This window comes from Bradyrhizobium sp. GW821-FHT13H05 (genome assembly GCF_058804065.1).
In genome coordinates this window covers 1-22,369 of record NZ_JBXAPO010000014.1, presented here as the reverse complement: position 1 = coordinate 22,369, position 22,369 = coordinate 1, and the positions used below count along the sequence as shown (strand labels likewise).

Below are 22,369 nucleotides of genomic sequence, written 5' to 3'. Positions count from 1 at the left end.
ATCGCTGTTTCTGCGATCGAGTGGCAGCTGGCGGGACGCGGCGTTGCGCGTCCGGGTCCTCCAGGCCGTGAGACGATCGATGGACATGCAGGCCACGAATATCGCCGTGGGCGATGACAGCGGACCCGATGCCACCGGACCGGAGCCGGACGAAGGCGTGCAGCGCTGCCAGCAATTGCTTGCCGATGCCGGCCTGCGGCCAACGCGCCAGCGCCTCGCGCTCGGCCAGTTATTGTTCCTGCGCGGCCACCGTCACGTCAGCGCGGAGGGGCTTCATGAGGAAGCACTGGCGGCGGACATGTATCTGTCGCTCGCGACGGTCTACAACACGTTGAACCAGTTCACAGAAGTCGGCCTGCTGCGCCGGATTGCCGCCGACGGCATCAAGTCCTTCTTCGACACCGACACGTCAGTGCATCCGCACTTCTACCTGGAGGGCGAGGACGTGCTGGTCGATGTTGCCGATGGCCTGGCCTTCACCAAGGTGCCCGAGGCGCTTCCTGGTCATGAGATCGTGCGGCTCGACGTCATCGTCCATCTGCGCCGGAAGCGCGTGTCGTAGCCTGGGTGATGATCAGCTAGCGCAACCCCGCCCGGCGGAATCCCTCCAGATAGTGCTCGCGATCGGCATCGTTCGCCCACGGCAGCTGCGTTGCGATCCAGTGCAGCGAGATGGTTGGCTGGGTGCGGCGGAGCTCGCTTAGTGCCATCTCTGCAAGCGGGCTATCGCCGGTCATGCCGGCGGACACAGCGAGCACGCGATAGGCGCCGGTGAGATCGCCGCGATGGCGGATCGCCTCGCGTGCGAGCGTGATGGCCTCGCCATAGTGGCGTTCGGTGAAGCGCGCATAGCCGGCAATGCCGTAATAGATCGCCAGCGACGGATCGCGCGGGGACAGCCGGATCGCCCTCTGCGCCGCGTCGTACGATTCCCCGGAGCGCCCGGCATAGGACAGCGCCAGCGCGTAATAGCCCTGCGCCAGCGAGAAGTTCGGGTTGAGCGCGAGCGCCTGCTCGAACTCGGACAGCGCGTCGGACAGCCTGCGGGTGGAGAAGAACACGCTGCCGAGCGCTGCGTGTGCCCACGCGTCCTCGTGGTCGTGGCGCACCGCGGCAAGCGCGGCGGCCTCCGCGATCGGCGCCGTCGTGGCAAGCTCCGCCCAGCCGAGATGAACGCCGAACATGTGGCTTGCCGCGAGCACCGACAGCGCCTGGCCGTAATTCGCGTCGATGGCGATGGCGCGTTCGAGCAATGCCTGTGCGGCCTCGTGGTCCTGCTGCGTCACCCGCCAGTAATGCGACAGCGCACGCATCAACAGGTCCCAGGCGTCCAGGCTCGCGGGCGGCTTGCGGTCGGCGCGGAAATTCTCGGCCGCGTGGATCTGCGGCTCGATTGCCGCGACGATCGCGTTGGTGATGTCGTCCTGCACGGCGAAGACGTCGATCAGCTCGCGGTCGTAGCGCTCAGCCCAGAGATGGCTGCCGGTGGTGGCGTCGTTGAGCTGGGCGGTGATGCGCACACGGTTGTCCGCCTTGCGCACGCTGCCCTCGACGATGTAGCGGACGCCGAGTTCCTCGGCGATCTGCCTGATGTGGACCGCGCGCCCCTTGTAGGTGAAAGACGAGTTGCGGGCGATCACCATGAACCAGCGCTGCTTCGACAGCGCGGTGAGGATGTCCTCGCTGATCCCGTCGCCGAAATAATCCTGCGCCGGATCGCCGCTCATGTTTTCGAAGGCGAGCACTGCGATCGCCGGGCGGTCCGTCGCGGCGCGCACCGGCGCAGAGGCGGGTTCCGCCGGCGCCAGCGCTATTGCCGATTCTTCCCGGACGTCGCCGACGAAACGAAAGCCCTTGCGCGGGATCGTCTTGATCAGCCGCTGTGTCGCGCCGTCGTCGCCGAGCGCCTTGCGCGCGGCGTTGATCCGGCTGTTCAGCGCGGAATCGGAAACGATCCGGTCGCTCCAGATCTGGCTGATCAGGTCATCCTTGCTGACCACACGGGCGCGTTGCGCCACGAGGTAAAGCAGCAAATCGAAGACTTGCGGCTGCAGCGGCACGGCTGCGCCGCCGCAGGTCAGTTCCCGCAGATCGCCGTCGAGCACGTTGTTTTCAAAGCGAAATCGCACGTTTCTGTCGTCTCAAGCAAAAATCAAAGTCGTCTCAGGCGAAAATCAACCGTCCGCGAAAGTCAGGGGGGAGCCGATCCGGCATGGTGGGAGGACCAAACAGTGTCGATGCCTCGGCACAACGGAGTTTTCCATGTCCCAGATTGATCACCATGTTCATTCGATCGGCCCGGAGGTTGCGGGCTCTCGCATTTTCAAGTTCATCGCCTTTCTGTACGGAATTGCGGCGTATCTCGTGTTTTTCGTCACCATTCTCTATGCCATCGGCTTCGTGATGGGGCTGGTGGTGCCGAAGACCATCGACACCGGAACCGACACGCCGACGGCCGAGGCCGTCATCATCAATCTGCTGCTGATGGCGCTGTTTGCCGTTCAGCACAGCGTGATGGCGCGCCAGCGCTTCAAGGCGTGGTGGACGCAGTTCGTCCCGAAGCCGGTCGAGCGTAGCACCTACGTGCTGTTCGCGAGTCTGTCATTGCTGCTCCTGTTCTGGCAGTGGCGTCCGCTGCCGACGGTCATATGGGAGGTCGAGAACCCGGATCTTGCCGTGACGCTGGTCACGCTGTCCTTCGCAGGCTGGGTGCTAGTTTTCACCTCGACCTTCATCATCAATCATTTCGAGTTGTTCGGACTGCATCAGGTGACCAATCATCTCGTCGGCAAGGAAGCGGTGCCTGCGCGTTTCAAGACGCCGCTGTTCTACAAGTTCGTCCGCCATCCCATCTATCTCGGCTTCATCGTCGCGTTCTGGGCGGCGCCGGTCATGACGGCGGGACATCTGTTGTTCGCGGCCGTGACCACGCTCTACATCTTCGTCGGCATCGCGCTGGAGGAGCGCGACCTCGTCGATCTCTTCGGCGACGAATACCGGCAGTACAAACAACGCGTGTCGATGCTTATTCCCTGGCGCCGGTCTGTATAGCGGCCGCGTCGTTCCGTCGCGTCCGCCGAAAGGAGGACGCGCGACGGAACCGAAGCGCGTAACGGACCTTGCCGGACTCCAGCCTCCAGCGTTCCTCGGGGTGATTCCCCCTCACTCCGACGCCTCTCCCCGCATCCGCATTTGCCGATTTATCGGCAAACAGGAGCGGGGAGAGGAATTCAAAACCTTCATCAACGGAGACGATCCAATGAAACATGTCGGAAATTGCTTCTGTGGCGCTGTCACGATCGAGGTCACGGGCGCGCCAGAGGCGATGGGCTATTGCCATTGCCGTTCCTGCCGCTCGTGGTCCGGCGGGCCGGTGAACGCGTTCAGCCTGTGGAAGCCGGAAGCGGTGCGCATCACCGAAGGTGCGCAGCATGTCGAGACCTTCGCCAAGACGCCGCTCAGCCAGCGCAAATATTGCGGGAAGTGCGGCGGTCATCTCATGACCAATCACCCGCCGCTCGGCTTGATCGACGTCTTCACCGCCACCATCCCCACGCTCGCCTTCACGCCTGGCGTCCACGTCAATTATTCCGAGACGGTGTTGCCGATGCGCGACGGGCTGCCCAAGCTGAAGGATTTCCCGGCCGAGTTCGGCGGCAGCGGCGAGATGATGCAGGAGTAGGGTTCTCTTCGCCTCTCCCGCGTGCGGGGAGAGGCCGGAATGCGCGCGAAGCGCGGATTCCGGGTGAGGGGGCCTCCGTCTCGGCGCCGGCGCGTCGCGGCCCCGTAAGCACGGGGGGAGAATACGTTCTTTTCAGCTTGAACAGCGCCCCGTTCCCGGGAAAATACCCCTCAAGCAAGGCCGGTCCTTGATCCCTGTCATGGCGGGACGCTCGTCCTGTCGGTCAGGTCAAGGCCAGGCAAATAAAGGGAACGGGAGCGCGGGAATGAACGTCCAGGGCAAGAGTCTCTATCATGAGGTCCATGCGCGCTCGCTGGCCGATCCTGTAAGCTTCTGGGCAGAGGCGGCCAGGGAGATCGACTGGATCGAGCCGCCGAAAAAGATATTTGATCCCTCGCAGGGTGTTTACGGGCGCTGGTTCACGGGCGGCGTCGTCAACACCTGCTACAACGCGCTCGACCGCCATGTCGAACGCGGCCGCGCCGACCAGGTCGCGCTGATCCATGATTCGCCGCTGACCAACTCGATCACCAAATTCACCTATGCCGAGCTATTGCATGAGGTGCAGGCACTCGCCGCCATCATGCAGGATTTTGGTATCGCCAAGGGCGACCGCGTCATCCTCTATATGCCGATGGTGCCGGAGGCTGTGGTCGCGATGCTCGCCTGCGCGCGTATCGGCGCGGTGCACTCGGTGGTGTTCGGCGGCTTTGCGGCGAAGGAGCTCGCCACCCGCATCGACGATGCGCAGCCAAAGCTCATTCTGTCCGCAAGCTGCGGCATCGAGCCCGGCCGCATCGTGCAGTACAAGCCGCTGCTCGACGAGGCGATCAGGCTTGCGGGCAGCAAGCCGAGGGCCTGCATCGTGCTGCAACGACCGCAGCTCATCTGCGACCTCACGCCTAGCCGCGACTATGATTGGGCGAGCCTGCGCCGCAAGGCGATGAACGATGGCAAGAAGGCACCTTGCGTGCCCGTCGCTGCCACCGATCCGCTCTACATCCTCTACACCTCGGGCACCACGGGCGTTCCCAAGGGTGTCGTGCGCGACAATGGCGGGCACCTGGTCGCGGTGAAATGGTCGATGTTCAACCTCTATGGCGTCAAGCCGGGCGAGGTCTGGTGGTGCGGCTCCGATATCGGTTGGGTGGTCGGCCACAGCTACATCATCTACGGCCCGCTGCTGCACGGCGCGACCTCGATCATGTATGAAGGCAAGCCGGTCGGCACGCCGGATGCCGGTGCGTTCTGGCGCGTGATCTCCGAGCATAAGGCGGTGGCGCTGTTCACCGCGCCGACGGCGTTCCGCGCGATCCGGAAAGAGGATCCGGAAGGTAAGTTCATCCGGCAATATGATCTCTCGAAATTGCGTACGCTGTTCCTCGCCGGCGAGCGCGCCGATCCGCCGACGGTGGAATGGGCGGAGCAACAGTTGAAGGTGCCGGTGATCGACCATTGGTGGCAGACCGAAACCGGCTGGTGCATCGCCGGCAATCCGGTCGGCCTCGGCATGCTGCCGGTGAAGCACGGCTCGCCGACAGTGCCGATGCCGGGCTACCAGGTCGACGTGGTGGATGAAGCGACCAAGCCCGTTGGTTCCAACACCATGGGCTCGATCGTCATCAAGCTGCCGATGCCACCCGGCTGCCTGCCGACGCTGTGGAATCAGGACGAGCGCTTCAAGGAAGCTTATTTGAGCGAATTCCCCGGCTATTACAAAACCTCGGACGCCGGCTACAAGGACGAGGATGGCTATGTCTTCGTCATGGGCCGCACCGATGACATCATCAATGTGGCCGGCCATCGGCTCTCGACCGGCGGCATGGAGGAGATTCTGGCCTCGCATCCCGATGTCGCCGAATGCGCGGTGCTCGGTGTCAAGGACGCCATCAAGGGCGAGGTACCCTGCGGTTTCCTGGTGCTCAAGGCTGGCGTGAAGCGGGCGCCTGCCGAGATCGAAAAGGAGATCATCGCGCTGGTTCGCGACAAGCTCGGCCCGGTCGCCGCCTTCAAGCTCGCCATCACCGTCGGCCGCCTGCCCAAGACACGCTCCGGCAAGATCCTGCGCGGCACCATCAAGAAGATCGCCGACGGCGAATCCTGGACCATGCCGGCGACGATCGAGGATCCCAAGGTGCTGGACGAGATCGGCGAGGCGCTGAAGGGGAGGGTGTAAGGCGGCAGATGGGCCTGCAGGGGTGACGCTGCTTCACCACCTTCCGCTGTCATCGCCCGCGCAGGGGGCGATCCAGTATTCCAGCGACTGCGATGCTAGAATCGAGAGGCCGCAGCGTACTGGATTCCCCGCTTTCGCGGGGAGTGACAGCGAGCGGGAACGGGCGCCGGGGACTTACAATCTCCTCATTCCGCGTTAAACAGGGCCGGCCAGAAGGGGACCTCGTATGCCACTCGCCACCGTGCCGCGCCTGCTTGCAGCTGTAGCCCTCGCCACCGCTCTCTCCGCCTGCTCCGCGCGCTACCAGACGCCGGTGGCGATGGGCGGTGACGATGACGATGCGGTGTGCCAGAGCCGCGGCTATGCGCAGGGCTCGCCGGAATACGTGGCCTGCCGCAAGGACCGCGACGTCCAGCGCAACGCAGCCACCGCGCGCTCCGACCGCCGTCAACGCGACCTCGGCGAGTACATGCTGAACCATCCCGATCGGCCCTGATGCGATGTGCGGCATTATCCTGCTGCACCGTTCTCTTGCATCTGCATTCGTCGTGACACATCTGCAACGCCGCGGCCGAATCGTGTCGCGTTTGTCCTGATTTGATCGGCATCAAATCCTTCGCCATCCCCTTTCTGCTCTGACGCGGATGTCGCGCAACGAAGCGCGCCTATGGCTGAAGGGGAATGACATGGACGGAACGATAAGAAACTTGGCGCGGCTTGCGACGTTTGGCGCGATGCTCGCGGGAACTCTTGCATCAGTGCAGGCCGCCGACTTGCCTGTTTACAAGAAGGCGCCGCCGCCGGCAGAGGCCTTCAATCCGTGGATGGTGCGTCTGCGCGTGCTCGGCGTGTTGCCGGATGCCGGCGGCTCCACCGTCAATGTCGCGGGCGTGCCCTCGCTGTCGTCGCCGAACTCAGGCCTGTCGATCAGCGACCAGGTCGTGCCAGAGCTCGACATCAGCTACTTCTTCACGAAGAACATCGCGGCCGAGCTGATCCTCGGCGTGACCAGGCATTCAATCAGCGGCACCGGCTCGCTCGCGAACCTGCCGATCGGCAAGACCACGCTGCTGCCGCCGACGCTGACGCTGCAATATCACTTCGACAATTTCGGCGCGTTCAAGCCGTATGTCGGCGCTGGCGTGAACTACACAATGTTCTTCAGCAATTCCGCGGCGAATGCACCGGCCGCCATCGTCGGCCCGCCCGCGATCGTCGCCACCACCACCAGCCTGCACGTCAGCAACGCTTGGGGCGGCGCCGTGCAGTTCGGCTTCGACTACATGCTCGATCGGCACTGGGGTCTCAACGTCGACGTCAAGAAGCTCTGGCTGCGCCCCGATTACAGCGCGACCGTCAGCGGCCTGCCGGTCACCGGCACCGCACATATCGATCCGTGGCTGGTCGGCGGCGGCGTCACGTACAAGTTCTGACCCAAGCAAAAACGCGGCAGGTTTCCCTGCCGCGTTTTGATTGCGTTCGATGACGAACGGAGAGCGGAGCCTTACTCCTCGTCGTCCTGCTTCTTGCCGCCGAGCGTCTTGAGCTTGGCGAAGACGGCGTCGACGTTGAGGTCGTCGCTGGAACGCTCGGCCGGCTCGTACTCGTCCTTCTTGGTGGTCTCGGAGGCCGGCAGCAGGGTGGCGCCGCCATAGGCTGCGTCGATCGGCTTTTCCTTGGCCGCGCGCGCCACTTCGAAATCGAGTTCGATCTGCGAGCAGAGACCGAGGGTGACGGGGTCGATCGGGGTCAGCTGGGAGGTGTTCCAGTGGGTGCGGTCGCGGACGCTGGCGATCGTGCTCTTGGTGGTGCCGACCAGACGCATGACCTGGGCGTCCTTGAGCTCCGGATGACTGCGCAGCAGCCAGAGGATGGCGCTCGGGCGCTCGTGGCGGCGCGAGACCGGGGTGTAGCGCGGGCCCTTGCGCTTGGGCTGCGGCGGCAGCACCACCTTGCTCTCCTGGAGACGGAGGCGGTAGTCCGGGTTCTTCTCGCCCTTCTCGATCTCCTCGCGGGTCAGCTGGCCGTTGGAGAGGGGGTCCATGCCCTTGATGCCCTGGGCGGCGTCGCCGTCGGCGATCGCGCGCACCTCGAGGGGATGCATCTTGGTGAAATCGGCGACCTGGTCGAAGGTCAGCGCGGTGTTGTCGAGCAGCCAGACGGCGGTCGCCTTGGGCATCAGAGGTGCGTTGCTCATGGCAAATCTCCTTTGTGCTTCGCCCACCCCTCAGGAGGCGAAACCGGTGGTCATCAGCGATGACAGGGAATTGGCGCTATATAAGCCCGGAGGGGGTAGCCACGCAATGGTTCTGCTATAGATAGTGCCTTGACAGCGCCCGAAAGGGGGCCCAATTCCCTCTCAAGTCCCTGTAAGCCCGTACCCAGGCCCTATTCCATCCATCGACCGCTTCCCGCCGATTTGGCGAGGTGATTCGGTCCCGAGATTGCTCAATGTCAGCCAAACCAGACCTCAAGATCGTGCTTTGTTCTCCCCGCGGCTTCTGCGCCGGGGTGGTCCGGGCGATCGACACCGTGGAACGGGCGCTCGATAAATACGGCGCTCCCGTCTATGTTCGCCATGAGATTGTGCACAATAAATATGTCGTCGACGGGTTGAAGAAGAAGGGCGCCATCTTCGTCGAGGAGCTGGCTGAAATCCCGGAAAATACCACCGCGCCGGTGGTGTTCTCGGCCCATGGCGTACCGAAATCGGTCCCGGCCGACGCCACATCCCGCAACCTGTTCTCGCTGGATGCGACCTGCCCGCTGGTGACCAAGGTCCACCGTGAGGCCGCAATCCACTTCAAGCGCGGCCGTGAGATCTTCCTGATCGGCCACTCCCATCACCCCGAGGTGGTCGGCACGCTCGGCCAGCTCCCCGTCGGCGCCGTGACCCTGATCGAGACCGCCGAGGACGCCAAGACCATCACCCCGAAGGACCCCAACAACCTCGCCTTCGTGACCCAGACCACGCTGTCGATTGACGACACCGCGGAGATCGTGGCGCTGCTCAAGGAGCGCTTTCCGAACATCAACGGGCCGCACAAGGAAGACATCTGCTACGCCACCACCAACCGCCAGCTGGCGGTGAAGAAGGTGGCGCCGGTGGTGGACGCGCTCATTGTTGTCGGTGCCCCCAATTCGTCGAACTCGCAGCGCCTGCGCGAGGTCGCCGAGCGCGAAGGCTGCAAGATCGCGGTGCTGGCGCAGCGCGCCGCCGACCTCGACTGGGAGCGGTTCAGCAACATATCGAGCCTCGGCATCACTGCGGGCGCCTCGGCGCCGGAAGTGATCGTCGAGGAGATCATGGACGCCTTCGCCGAGCGCTTCACGCTGCATGTGGAGACGGTCTCGGCTGCGGAAGAGAACGAGTTCTTCCCGCTGCCGCGCCAGGTGCGCCCTGAAGCCGCCGCCGAGTAGACCTTTATGGCGGTCTACACCGACGTTGCCGCCGACGAGCTTGCGGATTTTCTCAATCAATACGATCTCGGCGAATTGCTCTCCTACAAGGGCATCGCCGAGGGCGTCGAAAACACCAACTTCCTGCTGCACACCAGCAAAGGCTCGTTCATCCTCACGCTCTACGAGAAGCGCGTGGCGAAGAACGATCTGCCGTTCTTCCTCGCGCTGATGACCCATCTTTCCGAGCATGGCATCAATTGCCCGCTGCCGGTGAAGGGACGAGACGGCGAGGCGCTGCGCGAGCTGTCGGGACGCCCCGCCGCGATCATCACCTTTCTCGAAGGCGTCTGGCCGCGCAAGCCGAACGCCACCCATTGCGCCGGGGTTGGGGAGGGGCTCGCCAGGATGCATCTGGCCGGCGCGAATTTTGCCATCAAGCGTGCCAATGCGCTCTCGGTTGCGGGCTGGCGGCCGCTGTTCGACGCGGCAGCACCCCGTGCCGACGAGGTCCAGCCGGGCCTGCGCGCGTTCCTTGCGGCCGAGCTCGACTATCTCTCGGGCGGCCTGTGGCCAGCCAACCTGCCCGAAGGCGTGATCCACGCCGATCTCTTCAACGACAATGTTTTTTTCCTCGGCGACAAGCTCTCTGGCATCATCGACTTCACCTTCGCCTGCAACGACATGCTGGCCTATGACGTCGCGATCTGCCTCAACGCCTGGTGCTTCGAGCCGGATCACTCGTTCAACGTCACCAAGGCGCGCGCCTTCCTCAATGCTTATGGCCGTGTGCGAAAGCTGACCGAAGCTGAAGAGGCCGCGCTGCCGCTGCTGGCGCGCGGCGCTGCGATCCGTTTCCTGCTGACGCGGCTGGTCGACTGGCTCAATGTGCCCGCGGGCGCGCTGGTCAAGCCGAAGGACCCGCTGGAGTATTTTCGCAAGCTGCGCTTCCACCAGAGCGTTTCCAGCGCGCGCGATTACGGGCTGATGCCGTCAGGACTGGTCGCGTGAGCGAGCTTCCCAATGTCACGATCTATACCGACGGCGCCTGCTCGGGAAACCCCGGGCCGGGCGGCTGGGGCGCGATCCTCAAGTTCGGCGACAAGGAAAAAGAGCTGAACGGCGGCGAGCGTCACACCACCAACAACCAGATGGAATTGATGGCGGCGATCTCCGCGCTCGAAGCGCTGAAGAAGCCGTGCACGGTCGATCTCTACACTGACAGCCAGTATGTGCGGCAGGGCATCACGGGGTGGATCCACGGCTGGAAGCGCAACGGCTGGCGGACCGCCGACAAGAAGCCGGTCAAGAATGTCGAGCTATGGCAGCGGCTCGACGCCGCGCTGAAGGCGCATGAGGTCCGCTGGCACTGGGTCAAGGGCCATGCCGGCCATCCGGAGAACGAGCGTGCTGATCAACTGGCGCGGGATGGCGTCGCGATGGCGAGGCTGAAAACGTAGACGTCGCCCCATTTTCGACTGTCATCGCCCGGCTTGACCGGGCGATCCAGTACGCCGCAGCAGTCGTTATGAACCTCGAAGTCTCTTGAATACTGGATGCCCCGCTTTCGCGGGGCATGACAGTGTCATTTGTGGCTAAGAGCCGGGCTAAAGCTCAGAGCTGCCCGAGCAGCGTATCGCCGCCGGAGACCTCGACCTTGCCGGGCATGGCTTCGAGGTTCAGCTTCTTGACCACGCCGTCCTCGACCAGCATCGAATAGCGCTTGGAGCGGATGCCGAGGCCGTTGCCGGAGGCGTCGAGCTCCATGCCGATCGCCTTGGCGAAGTCGGCGTTGCCGTCGGCGAGGAAGATCGCCTCGTCGCGCTGGTCAGTGTCGCGCTTCCAGGCGTTCATGACGAAGGCGTCGTTGACGGAGACGATCGCGATGGTGTCGACGCCCTTGTCCTTCATGGCGTAGGCGTTGAGGAAGATGCTCGGCAGATGCATCTTGTGGCAGGTGCCGGTGTAGGCGCCGGGCACCGCGAACAGCGCCACTTTCTTGCCCTTGAAGATATCGTCGGTGGTCTTCACCTGGGGGCCTTCCGCCGTCATCACGCGGAATTTCGCCTCGGGCAGCTTCTCGCCAATCTGGATCGCCATCGTCAGTCTCCCTGAAAATCGGTCCCGCTTTGTAGACCGGGCGGCGGGCCTGCACAATATTGCCGGCGGAGAAGGCGGCGTGGGTGGCGGCCCTTCACCGTTATGTCATCAGCCTGCAAAACCGCCGCCGTCGAGGAAGGCCTGCTCTTCCTCCGTGGTCGGACGTCCGAGGACGTGGTTGCGGTGAGGAAAGCGGCCGAAGCGCTCGATGATGTCGGCATGCTCCCGGGCGTATTTCAGATTTTCAGCATTGTCGGTGTTCTGAAACAGCGCGACGCAGTGCAGCTGATCCGGCAGATGCTCGGAATGCATGAAGGGCATATAGAGAAATTCGAGCAGGAGAGGAGCGATCCTGCGATCTGTGCCCCGCTCGATGGCGCGGCGGGCGACATCCCGCGCCAGCGCGTCGCTGGCAAAGGTCTGCGGCGTGCCGCGAAACATGTTGCGGGGAAACTGGTCCAGCAAAATGACCAGCGCGAGGGCGCCGTCGTCGCTTGCCTCCCAAGACGCCAACTCGCCGGCCGCCGCCGTCTGCCACAGCGCGAGAAAGCGACGCCGGACCTCCGCGTCGAAAGCGTCGTCGCGCTTGTACCAGTGCTCGCGGCCGGCTTCGCGCCAGAAGGCGAGAATGCCTGATGGCGTGATGTCGCCGATCTCAGTCATGAACTGGGGAGGCGGCCTTTACGCCGCCTGGGCCTTCTTCTCGTCGCGCAGCTCGCGGCGCAGGATCTTGCCGACATTGGTCTTGGGCAGATCTGTGCGGAATTCGATCTGCTTGGGTACCTTGTAGCCGGTGAGTTGCTCGCGGCAGAACTTGATGACGTCCTCCGCCGTGACATTCGGGTCCTTCTTCACCACGAACGCCTTCACCGCCTCGCCGGACCCGCTGTCGGGAACGCCGATCACGGCGCATTCGAGCACGCCAGGATGGCTCGCGATCACTTCCTCGATCTCGTTCGGATAGACATTGAAGCCGGAGACCAGGATCATGTCCTTCTTGCGGTCGACGATCTTGGTGTAGCCCTTCTCGTCCATCACGCCGATGTCGCCGGTGCGGAAATAGCCGTCCGCCGTCATCACCTTGGCGGTCTCTTCCGGCCTGTTCCAATAGCCCGACATCACCTGCGGGCCCTTGGCGCAGATTTCGCCGGGCTGGCCGAGCGGGACTTCGTTGCCGTCGTCGTCGCGGATCGAGATGTAAGTCGACGGCACGGGAATGCCGATCGAGCCGGAGAAATCGTTCGTGGTCGCGGGATTGCAGGTCAGGGTTGGGGAGGTCTCCGACAGGCCGTAGCCTTCGGCGATAAAGCAGCCGGTCACGGCCTTCCACTGCTCGGCCACCGGGCGCTGCACGGCCATGCCGCCGCCGTTGGAGATCTTCAGCTTGGAGAAGTCGAGCTTCTTGAAATCGGGATGGTGCATCAGCCCGTTGTAGAGCGTGTTGACGGCCGGGAAGCTGTTGACCTGGTACTTTGCGAGCTCCTTGACGAAGCCAGCGATGTCGCGCGGATTGGGGATCAGGAGATTGCAGCCGCCGGCGCGCACCGCGAGCAGGTAGCAGGCCGTCAGTGCGAAGATGTGATAGAGCGGCAGCGCGCAGACGATCATCAGCTGCTCGACATGCGGAGGCGTCGCGAGCGCCGGCTGGAGCCACGCATCGTTCTGCAGGACGTTGGCGACGATGTTGCGGTGGAGCAGGGTAGCGCCCTTGGAGACGCCGGTGGTGCCGCCGGTATATTGCAGGAAGGCGACGTCGCCCGGCGACAGCTTTGGCTTGTTGAAGGTCAGGCCGCGGCCGGCCGCGAGCGCGTCGTTGAACGACACCGCGCCCGGAAGTGACCAGGCCGGTACCATCTTCTTGACGCGGCGGACGACGAGATTGACGATCACGCCCTTGAAGCCGAGCAGGTCGCCCATGCTGGCGACGATGACGTGCTTCACCGGCGTCTTGGCGATCACTTGCTCGACGGTGTGGGCAAAATTCTCCAGCACGATGACGGCTTCGGCGCCGGAATCCTTGAGCTGATGCTCGAGCTCGCGCGGCGTGTAGAGCGGGTTGACGTTGACGACGGCAAAACCGGCGCGAAGCACGGCGGCAGTCGCGACCGGATATTGCAGCACGTTCGGCATCATGATGGCGACGCGCGCGCCGCGTTGCAGGCCACGCCCTTGCAAATAGGAAGCGAGCGCCAGCGACATCTGGTCGAGGTCGCGATAGCTGATCGACTTGTCCATGCAGATGAACGCCTTGCGGTCGGCGAACTTGGTAAAGCTCTCCTCCAGGAGGTCGACCAGCGATGCGTATTGGGTCGGCTCGATGTCAGCAGGCACGCCGGGCGGATATTGCTTGAGCCAGATGCGCTCCATGGAAAACTCCCCTCAGTTACCAGAGCCCGTTGTGTCTCGGGCTTGCCTCATTGCCGGCAGTATCGAGCCTGCCGGAACAGGTGGCAAGCTGTCGAGGCTTAAGACAAAGGTCCGGAAGTGGCTACTGGAATCGTCGCAAACCGCGCTCCCGCAAGTGCGAAGTGCGGGCCGCGGTTTAATTCCTGGGGGGCGTTAACTGTTATTGGCCGGCTTGGCGGCTGGCTTGGTCGCGGCCTTGGGCTTGGCCGGCTTCGCCGCCTGATCCGTGCTTGCAGCCGGTTTCGCCGCTGCATCGGGCTTGGCTGCGGCATGCTTGGCCCCGGCCGGCTTGGCCGCGGGCTTCACGTCGGCCTTCGGCTCCGGTTTCGCTGCCGCCGTCTTTGTGCCCGCGTCTTTCGGCTTGTCGGCGGCGTCAGGCTTCTTGGCGACGCGCGACTTCTTGCCACGCGGCTTCGGCGTGGCCTGCTGGTCGGCATCGGCTGCGACCGCCGCGATCAGGGCGGTGCCGGAGCGGGTCGGACCGGTATAGACCAGCACCGGTTCGGCCGCGGCCGGTGCCGAGGCCATCAGCTCGGAGGCCTTCATCAGCGGCGGCTGGAGGCCGGCGGTAAAAAAGGTGACCTGAGCTTCGCCGCCGGTGGCGGAGGCCGATCCGGATGTGCCGCCATTGGCCGCGATCAGCGCATCGTCGTCGTCGCTCGCCGGCCGCTTGCGATGGCCGCCGCACATCTCGTCGCGCAGGTTCGGCGGCGAGGCGTCGACCGGCACGAGATTTTCGACGGTGCCGAGCGAGGGGCGCAGCCACGACAGATTGTCCTGGCTGAAGCCGCGCTCGAGCAGCTGCGCTGCCTTTACCGCGCGCGCCGTGCCGGAGTTGGCGCCGAGCACGACCGCGATCAGCCGGCGGCCGTTGCGCGTCGCCGACGCCACGAGATTGTAGCCGGAGGCGCAGATGAAGCCGGTCTTGAAACCGTCGGCGCCGGGATAGCGGCCGATCAGCTTGTTGAAATTGCCGGTGACGCGCTTGCCGAAGCGGATCGCCGGGATGTGCACGAAGTATTCGTATTCCGGCAGGTCGCGCAGGAACGAGCGCGCGAGAATGCCGAGGTCGCGCGCGGAGGTGATCTGGCCGTCGGCGGGCAGACCGTTCGGATTGACGTAGCTCGTCTGCGTCATGCCGAGCTTCTTCGCGGTGTCGTTCATCATCACCGAGAAGCCGTCGATCGAGCCGCCGACGCCTTCGGCGAGCACCACGGCCATGTCGTTGGCCGACTTGACCATCATCATCTTCAGCGCGTTGTCGACGGTCAGCTGTGTTCCCGGACGGAACCCCATCTTCGACGGCGACTGCGAAGCAGCGGTCGGCGACACCGTGATCAGCGTGTCGAGCGTGATCTTGCCGTCCTTGACCGCCTTCAGCGTCACATAGGCGGTCATGATCTTGGTGACGGAGGCCGGATACCACGGGATGGTCGCGTTATCGGCCTGTAACACCTTGCCGCTGTCGGCTTCGATCAGCAGCAACGCTTCGGCGCTCGCCGCGCGCGGCGCAAGCAGCGCCGCGCATGCGAGCGTCGCAGCGAACAGATTGAACAGGGATTTACGAAGCAGCGGGCGAGAAGCGTGCACTATCCGATTCCGGTCCTTGGAGATCCGCCTGATACGGACGGTTCTCGTGATCTGAGTTTCGGGTTCTGAAATCCGGCGCCGCCGCTTGCGGCGCCGCAAACCTATACCGGCTCGTGCGTCGAGAACAGGGGTTTCGGCCGCGTATTCCGCAAGGAAGTAGGCCGAATTTCGACGGTCCCATGGGGACTTGCTATGGGGATTTGGCCGCAGTCGCGATAGCCTCAGCCGCCGTCACGCTGGCCCGTGCGTTCTCGTGGACCATGAACTGAGCCTTGGCGAGCTCGGCAAAATGGCCGCCTTTGGCCACGAGTTCATCGAAAGTTCCGGTTTCGATCACGCGTCCATTCTCGAACACCAGGATCCGCGTGGCGTTGCGGATGGTGGAGAGGCGGTGGGCGATCACGAAAGTGGTGCGGCCCTTCATCACTTCGTCGAGAGCGGCATTCAACCTGGCCTCGGTGACGGCGTCGAGCGCGCTGGTGGCTTCGTCCAGGATCAGGATCGGCGGGTCCTTCAGCAGGGCGCGGGCGATCGAGAGGCGCTGCCGCTCGCCGCCGGACAGCATGCGGCCGCGCTCGCCGGCGTTGGTCTCGAAGCCGCCGCTGCGCTCGATGAATTCCAGCGCCTGCGCACGCTCCGCGGCCTTGCGCATCTCGGCTTCGGTCGCGTCCGGCTTGCCGACGCGCAAATTCTCCGCGATCGAGCGGTTGAACAGCAGCGCTTCCTGGAACACGACGCCGATGTTCCGCCGCAGCGATGTCAGCGTGACGCCACGCACGTCCATACCGTCGATCCTGATGAAGCCGGATTGCGGGTCGAAGGCGCGATGCAGCAGCGCGATCGCGGTGGATTTGCCGGCGCCGGTCGGGCCGACCAGCGCGATGGTCTGGCCGGGCAGCGCCGTGAAGGAGAGGTCTTCGATTGCCGGGCGCTTGCCGTCATAGGAGAAGGTGACGTCGTTGAATTCGACGAGGCCGGAGAGCCGCCCCGCATCGATCGCGTCGGGACGGTCGTGCACTGCGGGCACGGCGTCGAGCACGTTGAAGAACTCGCGCAGGCGCGGCGCTTCCATGAACACATTGTTAATGAAGCTCACGACCTGCTCGAGCTTCTGGATCAGCATCGTCGCGAAGCTCACGAACATCACGATCTCGCCGACCGAGGTGAGCCCCTGGTCGTGCAGGGCGATGCCGAGCGAGAAGATCGCCAGCACCGTGATGGTGGTGGAGGCGCGCGTGATCACGGTGACAAGCGCCCACCAGGACAGCACCGGCATCTGCGCGGCCAGCAGATCGTCGGCGACGGAGCGCAGTCCCTTCACCTCGGATTCGACGCGCACGAAGCTCTGCACCAGCGCGACGTTGCCGAGCGCGTCGGAGGCGCGCGCGGAGAGCTCGCTATAGTGCTCCTCGACCTCCATCTGCATGCCGAAGGTCTTGCGCACCACGAAGGTCGTCAGCGCAGTGAAGACGACGCAGAGCACGAACAGCAGGATCGCCAGCCGCCAGTTCAGGTAAAGCGACAGCGGCAGCAGCACCACGACCGACAGGATCGCGGCAAAGTGCTCGCGGAAGAAGCCCAGCCAGAGCCGCCACAGCGCGTCGGTGCCGTTGAGCATCACCTTCATGAGCCGGCCCGAATGGGTACCGGAATGGAAGGTCAGCGGCAGTTGCAGGATGTGCTCGAAATAGCTGGTCAGCACCGCCTGGCGCTGGCGGTGGGAGAGCCGGTCGGCCTGCAGGGCCACGAGTGCGCTACAGCCGATGGTGAACAGCCCGAACGCCACCCAGGCGATCAGGAATGGCCACGCCGAGTTGGAGCCTGCCACCGTCTTGCCCGAGAGCACGTCGACGATCCGGCCGAACAGCACGGGTTCGGCGAACTGCGAGGCCGCGAGCAGGAGATTGGCAAACGCCAGCAGCCAGCCCAGGCGCGCCTCCTTGCCGAGCAGCTCGAGAACGCGGGTGTAGAGGCTGAAGATAGACATGCGGGCGAAGAACTCAGGCTCGTGGAGGACAAGTGAGCCAATATTCTAAGCAGGGATTGCCCGCGAGATACAGCAGAAGCTTTCGGTTTTGCTCAGTTGATGAGCCGGCTCTCGACCGGCGGCAGGAACCGATCGTCGAAGATATCACCCGCTGCCGGCTTCTTGCGGAATTTGAAATCCTGCGCGATCTGGTCGATCGAGCGCTCCAGGCGCCCAGGCTCAATGCCGCCGAGGCCGTTGCGCCTGACCTCGTCGGTCAGGATGTTGTCGACCAGCACGGTGCGCAGACGCTCCAGCTCGAGATCGCGATCGCCGTCTTCGATGCGGCTTGCGGCCTCGTTCGCCGCGCGCGCCGGGTCCTTGACTGCCGCGTTGATGCCGGCGATCAAGGCGCGGACGAATCCCTTCACGGCATCCGGCTTGGCTGCGGCGAAGGCGGGGTTGGCCACGACGGCAAAGCCATAGGCTTCGCAGCCATAGTCGGCATAGCGCAGCACGACGAGATCGCCGCCGGGCACGCCGCGGTCGCGCAGGTTCACCGCGGAGAGATAGCTGAAGCCGGCGACGGCATCGACTTGTCCAGCGGACAGGATCGGCTCGCGCACGGCCGCGCTCATCTTGTGGAATTTTACGCGCGAGGCGTTGATGTTGTTCTGCTGCGCCAGCGCCGGCCACAGCCGCATCGACAGGTCGCTGTCGGCGACGCCGACGGTCTTGCCGTCGAGATCGGGCAGGAGGTGGATGCCGCGGCTCCTGCGCGCGACGACCGCGTAGGGCGCGCGGTTGAACAGCACGAATACAGCCTTGATCGGCGCCGCATCGTCCTTGTCGCGAAAGCGGATGAGCTCGTTGATATCCACGAGCGCGAGCTCGCTGTCACCCTTGGCGACGCGCGCGAGCGCTTCGGGCGATCCGGCCGCGCTATTGAACGAGACGTTGAGGCGCTCGGTGCCGAAGCTGCCATCCTTTGCGGCAAGGAAGAACGGCGCCATGCTCGCATCGATCGGACGGTCGAAGGTGAAGTGGATCGCAGTGGAAGGCGCGGCCGTCTCGGCCGCAATGGCCTCGCGTGCAGTCAACGCGGCAAGCGAAATTGCAACGGCCAGCAGGCCACGAAGGGCGATCGTCTTGAAGCCTGACATCGGTCGCGCCGGTCCCGCATTGTTGTGGTTTCGTGACGCTCGCAGCGCCGGCCGGCGGGGAGACTGCGCGCGCCAACATGAACGGCGGATGAGCGGCGGTTGCGGCATGATCACGCAACCCCGTTCAGCTTCTGTTGGGGTTGGGGAACCCAACATGGGACGTGGGTGTTTGAAGGACATGAGCCTGTCTGCAGGCACCATTCGAGGTCCCAAGGAGGGTCCAGGACATGTTTGACAGATTTTCGAGATTTGCCGGCCGTAAGGCCGTTCTCGCCACCGCCGCGGTGGTGGCGCTAACCGCGGTCGCCCCGACCGCCTCCTATGCCGGCGGTCGCCACTGGCATGGCGGTGGCGGCGGTGCAGCGGCTGCTGCGGCCTTTGCCGGGATCGTCGGCACTGGTCTTGCGATCGCCGCGACCCGCAACGCCTACGCCTATGATGACGGTCCGTACTATGGCGGTCCCGCCTATTACAGCGGCCCGGCCTATTACGGCAACGGCCCCTATTACGGGCCAGGCCCCAACTACCAGTATCAGCGCTATGGCGGCACGGCCCCGTCCGAGCTCTGCGGCCAAGGCTATCACACCAACTGCTACTAACCCTGGCTACCAAAGGTTGACCAAAACAGGCCGTCGCACTTGCCGCGCCGGCCTGTTTTTTGCTTTTATTGCCGGGCGTTAACGCGCTCGCCATTGGTTTAGAGTAGTTTTGAGTACCATGAGTGATTCGCTTGAGCGGCTATATCTGGCTGTGCTCGCGGCCAGAGATCTTGATCCGGCAACATCGCGTACGGCCCGGCTGTTTCAGCGCGGTCCCTCCAAGATGGCAAAGAAGCTCGCCGAAGAGGCCATCGAAGTCGTCATCGATGCGGTCAATGGCGACACCGATGCCGTGATCCGGGAGAGCGCCGACCTGCTCTACAATCTCACCGTGCTCTGGGCCTCGGCCGGCGTGCGCCCCGAGGATGTCTGGCGCGAGATGTCGCGGCGGGAAGATATGCTCGGCATCGCCGAGAAGCTGCCGAAGTCGCGGATGAAGCTGCCCAAAGTCGCGTCACCGCGCGTGGCGGCGCGGCGGCCAATTGTCGCGCTCGAAGGCCGCACCGCGCGCAAGCGCCACTAAAAGCGTCACAAAACTCGCGATGGACAAATCCGTCCCATGGTGCTTCATCGCGGCGCCATGCTGAAACGTATTTACGACTGGTGCATCGACGCCGCCCACAAGCCTTACGCGCTCTGGATCATGGGAGCCGTGGCTTTCGCAGAAAGCTCCTTCTTTCCGGTCCCGCCGGATGTGATGCTGATCCCGATGACGCTGGCGCGCCCGCAGCGCGCCTGGCTCTTTGCTGCAGTTTGCACGGTAGCTTCCGTGGCAGGTGGCTTGCTCGGCTATGCCATCGGAGCGTTGCTTTACGATTCGGTAGGCCAATGGCTGATCCACCTGTATGGGCTCAGTGACAAGATCGATGCGTTTCGGGAGTCTTACGCCAAGTGGGGCGCTCTGATCATCATAGGGAAGGGTATCACCCCAATCCCTTATAAGCTTGTCACCATCGCTTCAGGATTTGCTGGCTACGATATTTGGCTGTTTGTGTTGTGCTCATTCATCGCGCGAGGCATGCGTTTTTTCTTGGCGGCTATCGTCTTCCACCGCTATGGCGACTGGATCCGGCATAAGCTCGAGGAGCGTCTCGGGTTGTGGGTCACGATCTTCGTTGCCGTGCTGGTGCTTGGCTTCATCATTGCAATCAAACTGATCTAGGGTGCGCGGCGCTTTGCCGCTGCGCCGGCTTCGGCTACGCTTGCGGTCATGATGGTTCGATCCGGCAATCCGGTCCAGCGACTGGGGACGCTGACATTTGCGGTGCTTTCGCTCCTGCTCGGTGCCGGCGGGGCAGGTTGGTCGCAATCCGCGCCGCCCGCGCTCGGCTTGCAGGAGCAGGGGCCGCAGGCCGCGCCGCCGCCCTCGACGCCAGCTCCTTCGGCGCCGCCGGCGCGGGAGGAAAATCCCGGGCTGATCAACGAAATGGGCAAGCTGTTCGACAAGCTCCCCTCGATCCTGCCGCCGATCAAAAGCCCTGGTGAGACCATGAACGACCTGTCGCGGCTGGCCAGGCCCTCGACCATGGTCTCGGGGCGCGTGGCCTGCCCGGTCTCGTCGAACGGTGCGCCGGATTGCAAGCAGGCCGCCGACCAGCTCTGCCAGGGCAAGGGCTACAAGGAAGGCAAGAGCCTCAACGCCGATTCCGCCGAGAAATGCTCGGCCAAGGTTCTCATCCCGGGCAGGCAACGCAAACCGGACGATTGCCGCACCGATACTTTCGTGACCAGCGCGCTGTGCCAGAACTGATGCGAAGCCTGCGCGCATGCAACAAGGAGCGCCCATGAGCCGTACGGAGCAGGATTTCCTCGGACAGCGTGAGATCGCCGACGATATTTACTACGGCGTCCAGACCATCCGCGGGAAGGAGAACTTCCACATCACCGGCATTCCGATGAACCAGGAGCCTTACTTCGTGAAGGCGCTGGGTTACGTCAAGAAGGCCGCGGCGATGGCCAACCGCGATCTCGGTGCGATCGACGCCAAGGTGGCCGACGCGATCATCCTCGGCTGCGACCGCGTCATCGCCGGCGACATGATGGACCAGTTCGTCACCGATTTCATCCAGGGCGGCGCCGGCACATCGACCAACATGAACGCCAACGAGGTGATCGCCAACCTCGCGCTGGAATCGCTCGGCTTCAACAAGGGCGACTACCAGCACGTCAGCCCGAACGACCATGTGAACTACGGCCAGTCGACCAACGACACCTATCCAACCGCCTTTCGGCTGGCGCTGATCCTGCGGCTCGAGAGCTACATGACGGCGCTGCGGCAGCTCCAGGAGGCGTTTTTCGCCAAAGGCAGGGAGTTCGATCGCGTGCTGAAGATGGGCCGCACGCATCTCCAGGACGCCGTGCCGATGTCGCTCGGCGCCGAATTCCGCGGCTGGGGCACCACCATGGGCGAGGAGGTCGATCGCATCTCCGAGGCACGGGCGCTGCTGCGCGAGATCAATCTCGGCGCCACCGCGATCGGCACCTCCGTCACGGCGGCGCACGGTTATCCCAAGCTCGCTGTCAGGCATTTGAGCGCGCTGACCGGCGTCGACTTCATTCTCGCCGGCGATCTCGTCGAGGCGACCTCGGACACCGGCGCCTATGTGCAGCTCTCGGGCGTGCTGAAGCGCACCGCGAGCAAGTTGACAAAAATCTGCAACGACATCCGCCTGCTGGCTTCAGGCCCGCGCGCCGGCTTCAACGAGATCAACCTGCCGCAACTCCAGCCGGGCTCCTCGATCATGCCGGGCAAGGTCAACCCCGTCATCCCCGAGGTCGTCAACCAGACAAGCTTCCTCGTCATCGGGCTCGATACCACGGTGACGCTGGCAGCAAGCGCCGGCCAGCTCCAGCTCAACGTGATGGAGCCGGTGATCTCGTTCGCGCTGTTCTTCTCGATCCGCACCATGGAGCGCGCGGTCAACAGCCTGCGCGAGAACTGCGTCGTCGGCATCACCGCCAATGAGGAGCACACCCGCAACATGGTGCTGAACTCGCTTGGCATCGTCACGGTGCTGAAGCCGCTGCTCGGCTACAAGCAATGCGCCGAGATCGCGCGCGAAGGCTACAAGAGCGGCAAGTCGCTGCACCAGATCGTCGTGGTCGAGCGCAAGCTGCTGACGCAGGAGAAGTGGGACGAGATGTTCTCGTTCGAGCGGCTGATCAATCCGGATTTGATTGGGTAGGCGCTGGTCATCCGCCGCTCCCTCCACGTCATTGCTGTGCAAGTCCACTAATTCGCTGATCGAGAGATTTCGGTTTTGGCGGCGGCAAAATCTTTTGGAGACT

At 64.0% G+C, this 22,369-nt stretch carries 22 protein-coding genes; 14 read left to right on the top strand and 8 right to left on the bottom strand.

Annotated features, from left to right (window positions below):
* Positions 1-79: 79 nt before the first annotated feature.
* Entirely contained in the window at positions 80-562 is a 483-nt protein-coding gene (irr, locus tag AC1RR3_RS30270; protein WP_492827549.1) for a Fur family transcriptional regulator Irr, read from the top strand.
* A gap of 16 nt (positions 563-578) precedes the next feature.
* Here irr and AC1RR3_RS30265 read toward each other — a convergent pair whose 3' ends face one another.
* Positions 579-2,129 carry a winged helix-turn-helix domain-containing protein gene (locus AC1RR3_RS30265; RefSeq protein ID WP_492827547.1) on the bottom strand — a complete coding sequence of 517 codons (1,551 nt, stop codon included), beginning with the start codon at positions 2,127-2,129 and terminating at the stop codon, positions 579-581.
* Between the two features lie 133 nt (positions 2,130-2,262).
* Here AC1RR3_RS30265 and mddA point away from each other — a divergent pair, with 133 nt between their 5' ends.
* The 5 genes from mddA (at position 2,263) to AC1RR3_RS30240 (ending at position 7,291) form a co-directional block, all read left to right on the top strand.
* The gene (gene mddA, locus AC1RR3_RS30260) at positions 2,263-3,051 is read left to right on the top strand and encodes a methanethiol S-methyltransferase (RefSeq protein WP_492827545.1); all 789 of its coding nucleotides are present in this window, start codon (positions 2,263-2,265) and stop codon (positions 3,049-3,051) included.
* A 208-nt stretch (positions 3,052-3,259) separates the two neighbouring features.
* Complete coding sequence (locus AC1RR3_RS30255) at positions 3,260-3,682, top strand: GFA family protein (RefSeq protein WP_492827543.1); 423 nt, start codon at positions 3,260-3,262, stop codon at positions 3,680-3,682.
* A 265-nt stretch (positions 3,683-3,947) separates the two neighbouring features.
* On the top strand, positions 3,948-5,858 hold the full coding sequence (locus AC1RR3_RS30250) for a propionyl-CoA synthetase (protein WP_492827541.1): 1,911 nt from the start codon (positions 3,948-3,950) through the stop codon (positions 5,856-5,858).
* 226 nt (positions 5,859-6,084) lie between these two features.
* Positions 6,085-6,354, top strand: a complete 270-nt coding sequence (locus tag AC1RR3_RS30245; protein WP_492827539.1) for a hypothetical protein — start codon at positions 6,085-6,087, stop codon at positions 6,352-6,354.
* Between the two features lie 190 nt (positions 6,355-6,544).
* A complete protein-coding gene (locus AC1RR3_RS30240; RefSeq protein WP_492827537.1) occupies positions 6,545-7,291 on the top strand; it encodes an OmpW/AlkL family protein in 747 nt (248 codons plus the stop codon).
* Positions 7,292-7,362: 71 nt separating this feature from the next.
* Here AC1RR3_RS30240 and AC1RR3_RS30235 read toward each other — a convergent pair whose 3' ends face one another.
* Entirely contained in the window at positions 7,363-8,055 is a 693-nt protein-coding gene (locus AC1RR3_RS30235) for a DUF1013 domain-containing protein (protein WP_492827535.1), read from the bottom strand.
* A 254-nt stretch (positions 8,056-8,309) separates the two neighbouring features.
* On the opposite strand from AC1RR3_RS30235, the gene ispH reads away from it, so the two are divergent.
* Genes ispH through rnhA form a run of 3 tightly spaced genes read left to right on the top strand, consistent with a single transcriptional unit; the run spans position 8,310 to position 10,717 of the window.
* A complete protein-coding gene (gene ispH / locus AC1RR3_RS30230) occupies positions 8,310-9,278 on the top strand; it encodes a 4-hydroxy-3-methylbut-2-enyl diphosphate reductase (RefSeq protein WP_492827533.1) in 969 nt (322 codons plus the stop codon).
* A 6-nt stretch (positions 9,279-9,284) separates the two neighbouring features.
* Positions 9,285-10,268 (top strand): homoserine kinase, encoded by a 984-nt coding sequence (locus AC1RR3_RS30225; protein WP_492827531.1) that lies wholly within the window; start codon positions 9,285-9,287, stop codon positions 10,266-10,268.
* Entirely contained in the window at positions 10,265-10,717 is a 453-nt protein-coding gene (gene rnhA, locus AC1RR3_RS30220; protein ID WP_375312368.1) for a ribonuclease HI, read from the top strand. The genes AC1RR3_RS30225 and rnhA overlap by 4 nt, the downstream gene beginning before the upstream one ends.
* A gap of 154 nt (positions 10,718-10,871) precedes the next feature.
* Here rnhA and AC1RR3_RS30215 read toward each other — a convergent pair whose 3' ends face one another.
* The 6 genes from AC1RR3_RS30215 to AC1RR3_RS30190 all read right to left on the bottom strand — a co-directional run bounded on the left by AC1RR3_RS30215 (position 10,872) and on the right by AC1RR3_RS30190 (position 18,482).
* Positions 10,872-11,357 (bottom strand): peroxiredoxin, encoded by a 486-nt coding sequence (locus AC1RR3_RS30215; RefSeq protein WP_492827529.1) that lies wholly within the window; start codon positions 11,355-11,357, stop codon positions 10,872-10,874.
* A 108-nt stretch (positions 11,358-11,465) separates the two neighbouring features.
* Complete coding sequence (locus AC1RR3_RS30210) at positions 11,466-12,020, bottom strand: DUF924 family protein (protein ID WP_492827527.1); 555 nt, start codon at positions 12,018-12,020, stop codon at positions 11,466-11,468.
* Between the two features lie 18 nt (positions 12,021-12,038).
* The gene (locus AC1RR3_RS30205; protein WP_492827525.1) at positions 12,039-13,724 is read right to left on the bottom strand and encodes a long-chain fatty acid--CoA ligase; all 1,686 of its coding nucleotides are present in this window, start codon (positions 13,722-13,724) and stop codon (positions 12,039-12,041) included.
* A 192-nt stretch (positions 13,725-13,916) separates the two neighbouring features.
* Complete coding sequence (locus AC1RR3_RS30200) at positions 13,917-15,353, bottom strand: D-alanyl-D-alanine carboxypeptidase family protein (protein WP_492827523.1); 1,437 nt, start codon at positions 15,351-15,353, stop codon at positions 13,917-13,919.
* 190 nt (positions 15,354-15,543) lie between these two features.
* Positions 15,544-17,340: a glucan ABC transporter ATP-binding protein/ permease gene (locus tag AC1RR3_RS30195; protein ID WP_492827521.1), complete on the bottom strand. Its 1,797-nt coding sequence runs from the start codon at positions 17,338-17,340 to the stop codon at positions 15,544-15,546.
* Positions 17,341-17,432: 92 nt separating this feature from the next.
* Positions 17,433-18,482 carry an ABC transporter substrate-binding protein gene (locus tag AC1RR3_RS30190; protein WP_492827519.1) on the bottom strand — a complete coding sequence of 350 codons (1,050 nt, stop codon included), beginning with the start codon at positions 18,480-18,482 and terminating at the stop codon, positions 17,433-17,435.
* 227 nt (positions 18,483-18,709) lie between these two features.
* Here AC1RR3_RS30190 and AC1RR3_RS30185 point away from each other — a divergent pair, with 227 nt between their 5' ends.
* From AC1RR3_RS30185 to AC1RR3_RS30165, 5 genes are all read left to right on the top strand, one after another.
* Positions 18,710-19,081 carry a hypothetical protein gene (locus tag AC1RR3_RS30185; RefSeq protein WP_211398966.1) on the top strand — a complete coding sequence of 124 codons (372 nt, stop codon included), beginning with the start codon at positions 18,710-18,712 and terminating at the stop codon, positions 19,079-19,081.
* 118 nt (positions 19,082-19,199) lie between these two features.
* Positions 19,200-19,604 carry a phosphoribosyl-ATP diphosphatase gene (gene hisE, locus AC1RR3_RS30180; protein ID WP_492827517.1) on the top strand — a complete coding sequence of 135 codons (405 nt, stop codon included), beginning with the start codon at positions 19,200-19,202 and terminating at the stop codon, positions 19,602-19,604.
* Positions 19,605-19,640: 36 nt separating this feature from the next.
* Positions 19,641-20,243 (top strand): YqaA family protein, encoded by a 603-nt coding sequence (locus AC1RR3_RS30175; RefSeq protein ID WP_492827515.1) that lies wholly within the window; start codon positions 19,641-19,643, stop codon positions 20,241-20,243.
* 48 nt (positions 20,244-20,291) lie between these two features.
* A complete protein-coding gene (locus AC1RR3_RS30170) occupies positions 20,292-20,831 on the top strand; it encodes a hypothetical protein (RefSeq protein ID WP_492827513.1) in 540 nt (179 codons plus the stop codon).
* A gap of 34 nt (positions 20,832-20,865) precedes the next feature.
* Positions 20,866-22,266: an aspartate ammonia-lyase gene (locus AC1RR3_RS30165; RefSeq protein WP_492827511.1), complete on the top strand. Its 1,401-nt coding sequence runs from the start codon at positions 20,866-20,868 to the stop codon at positions 22,264-22,266.
* The last annotated feature ends 103 nt before the right edge of the window (positions 22,267-22,369 follow it).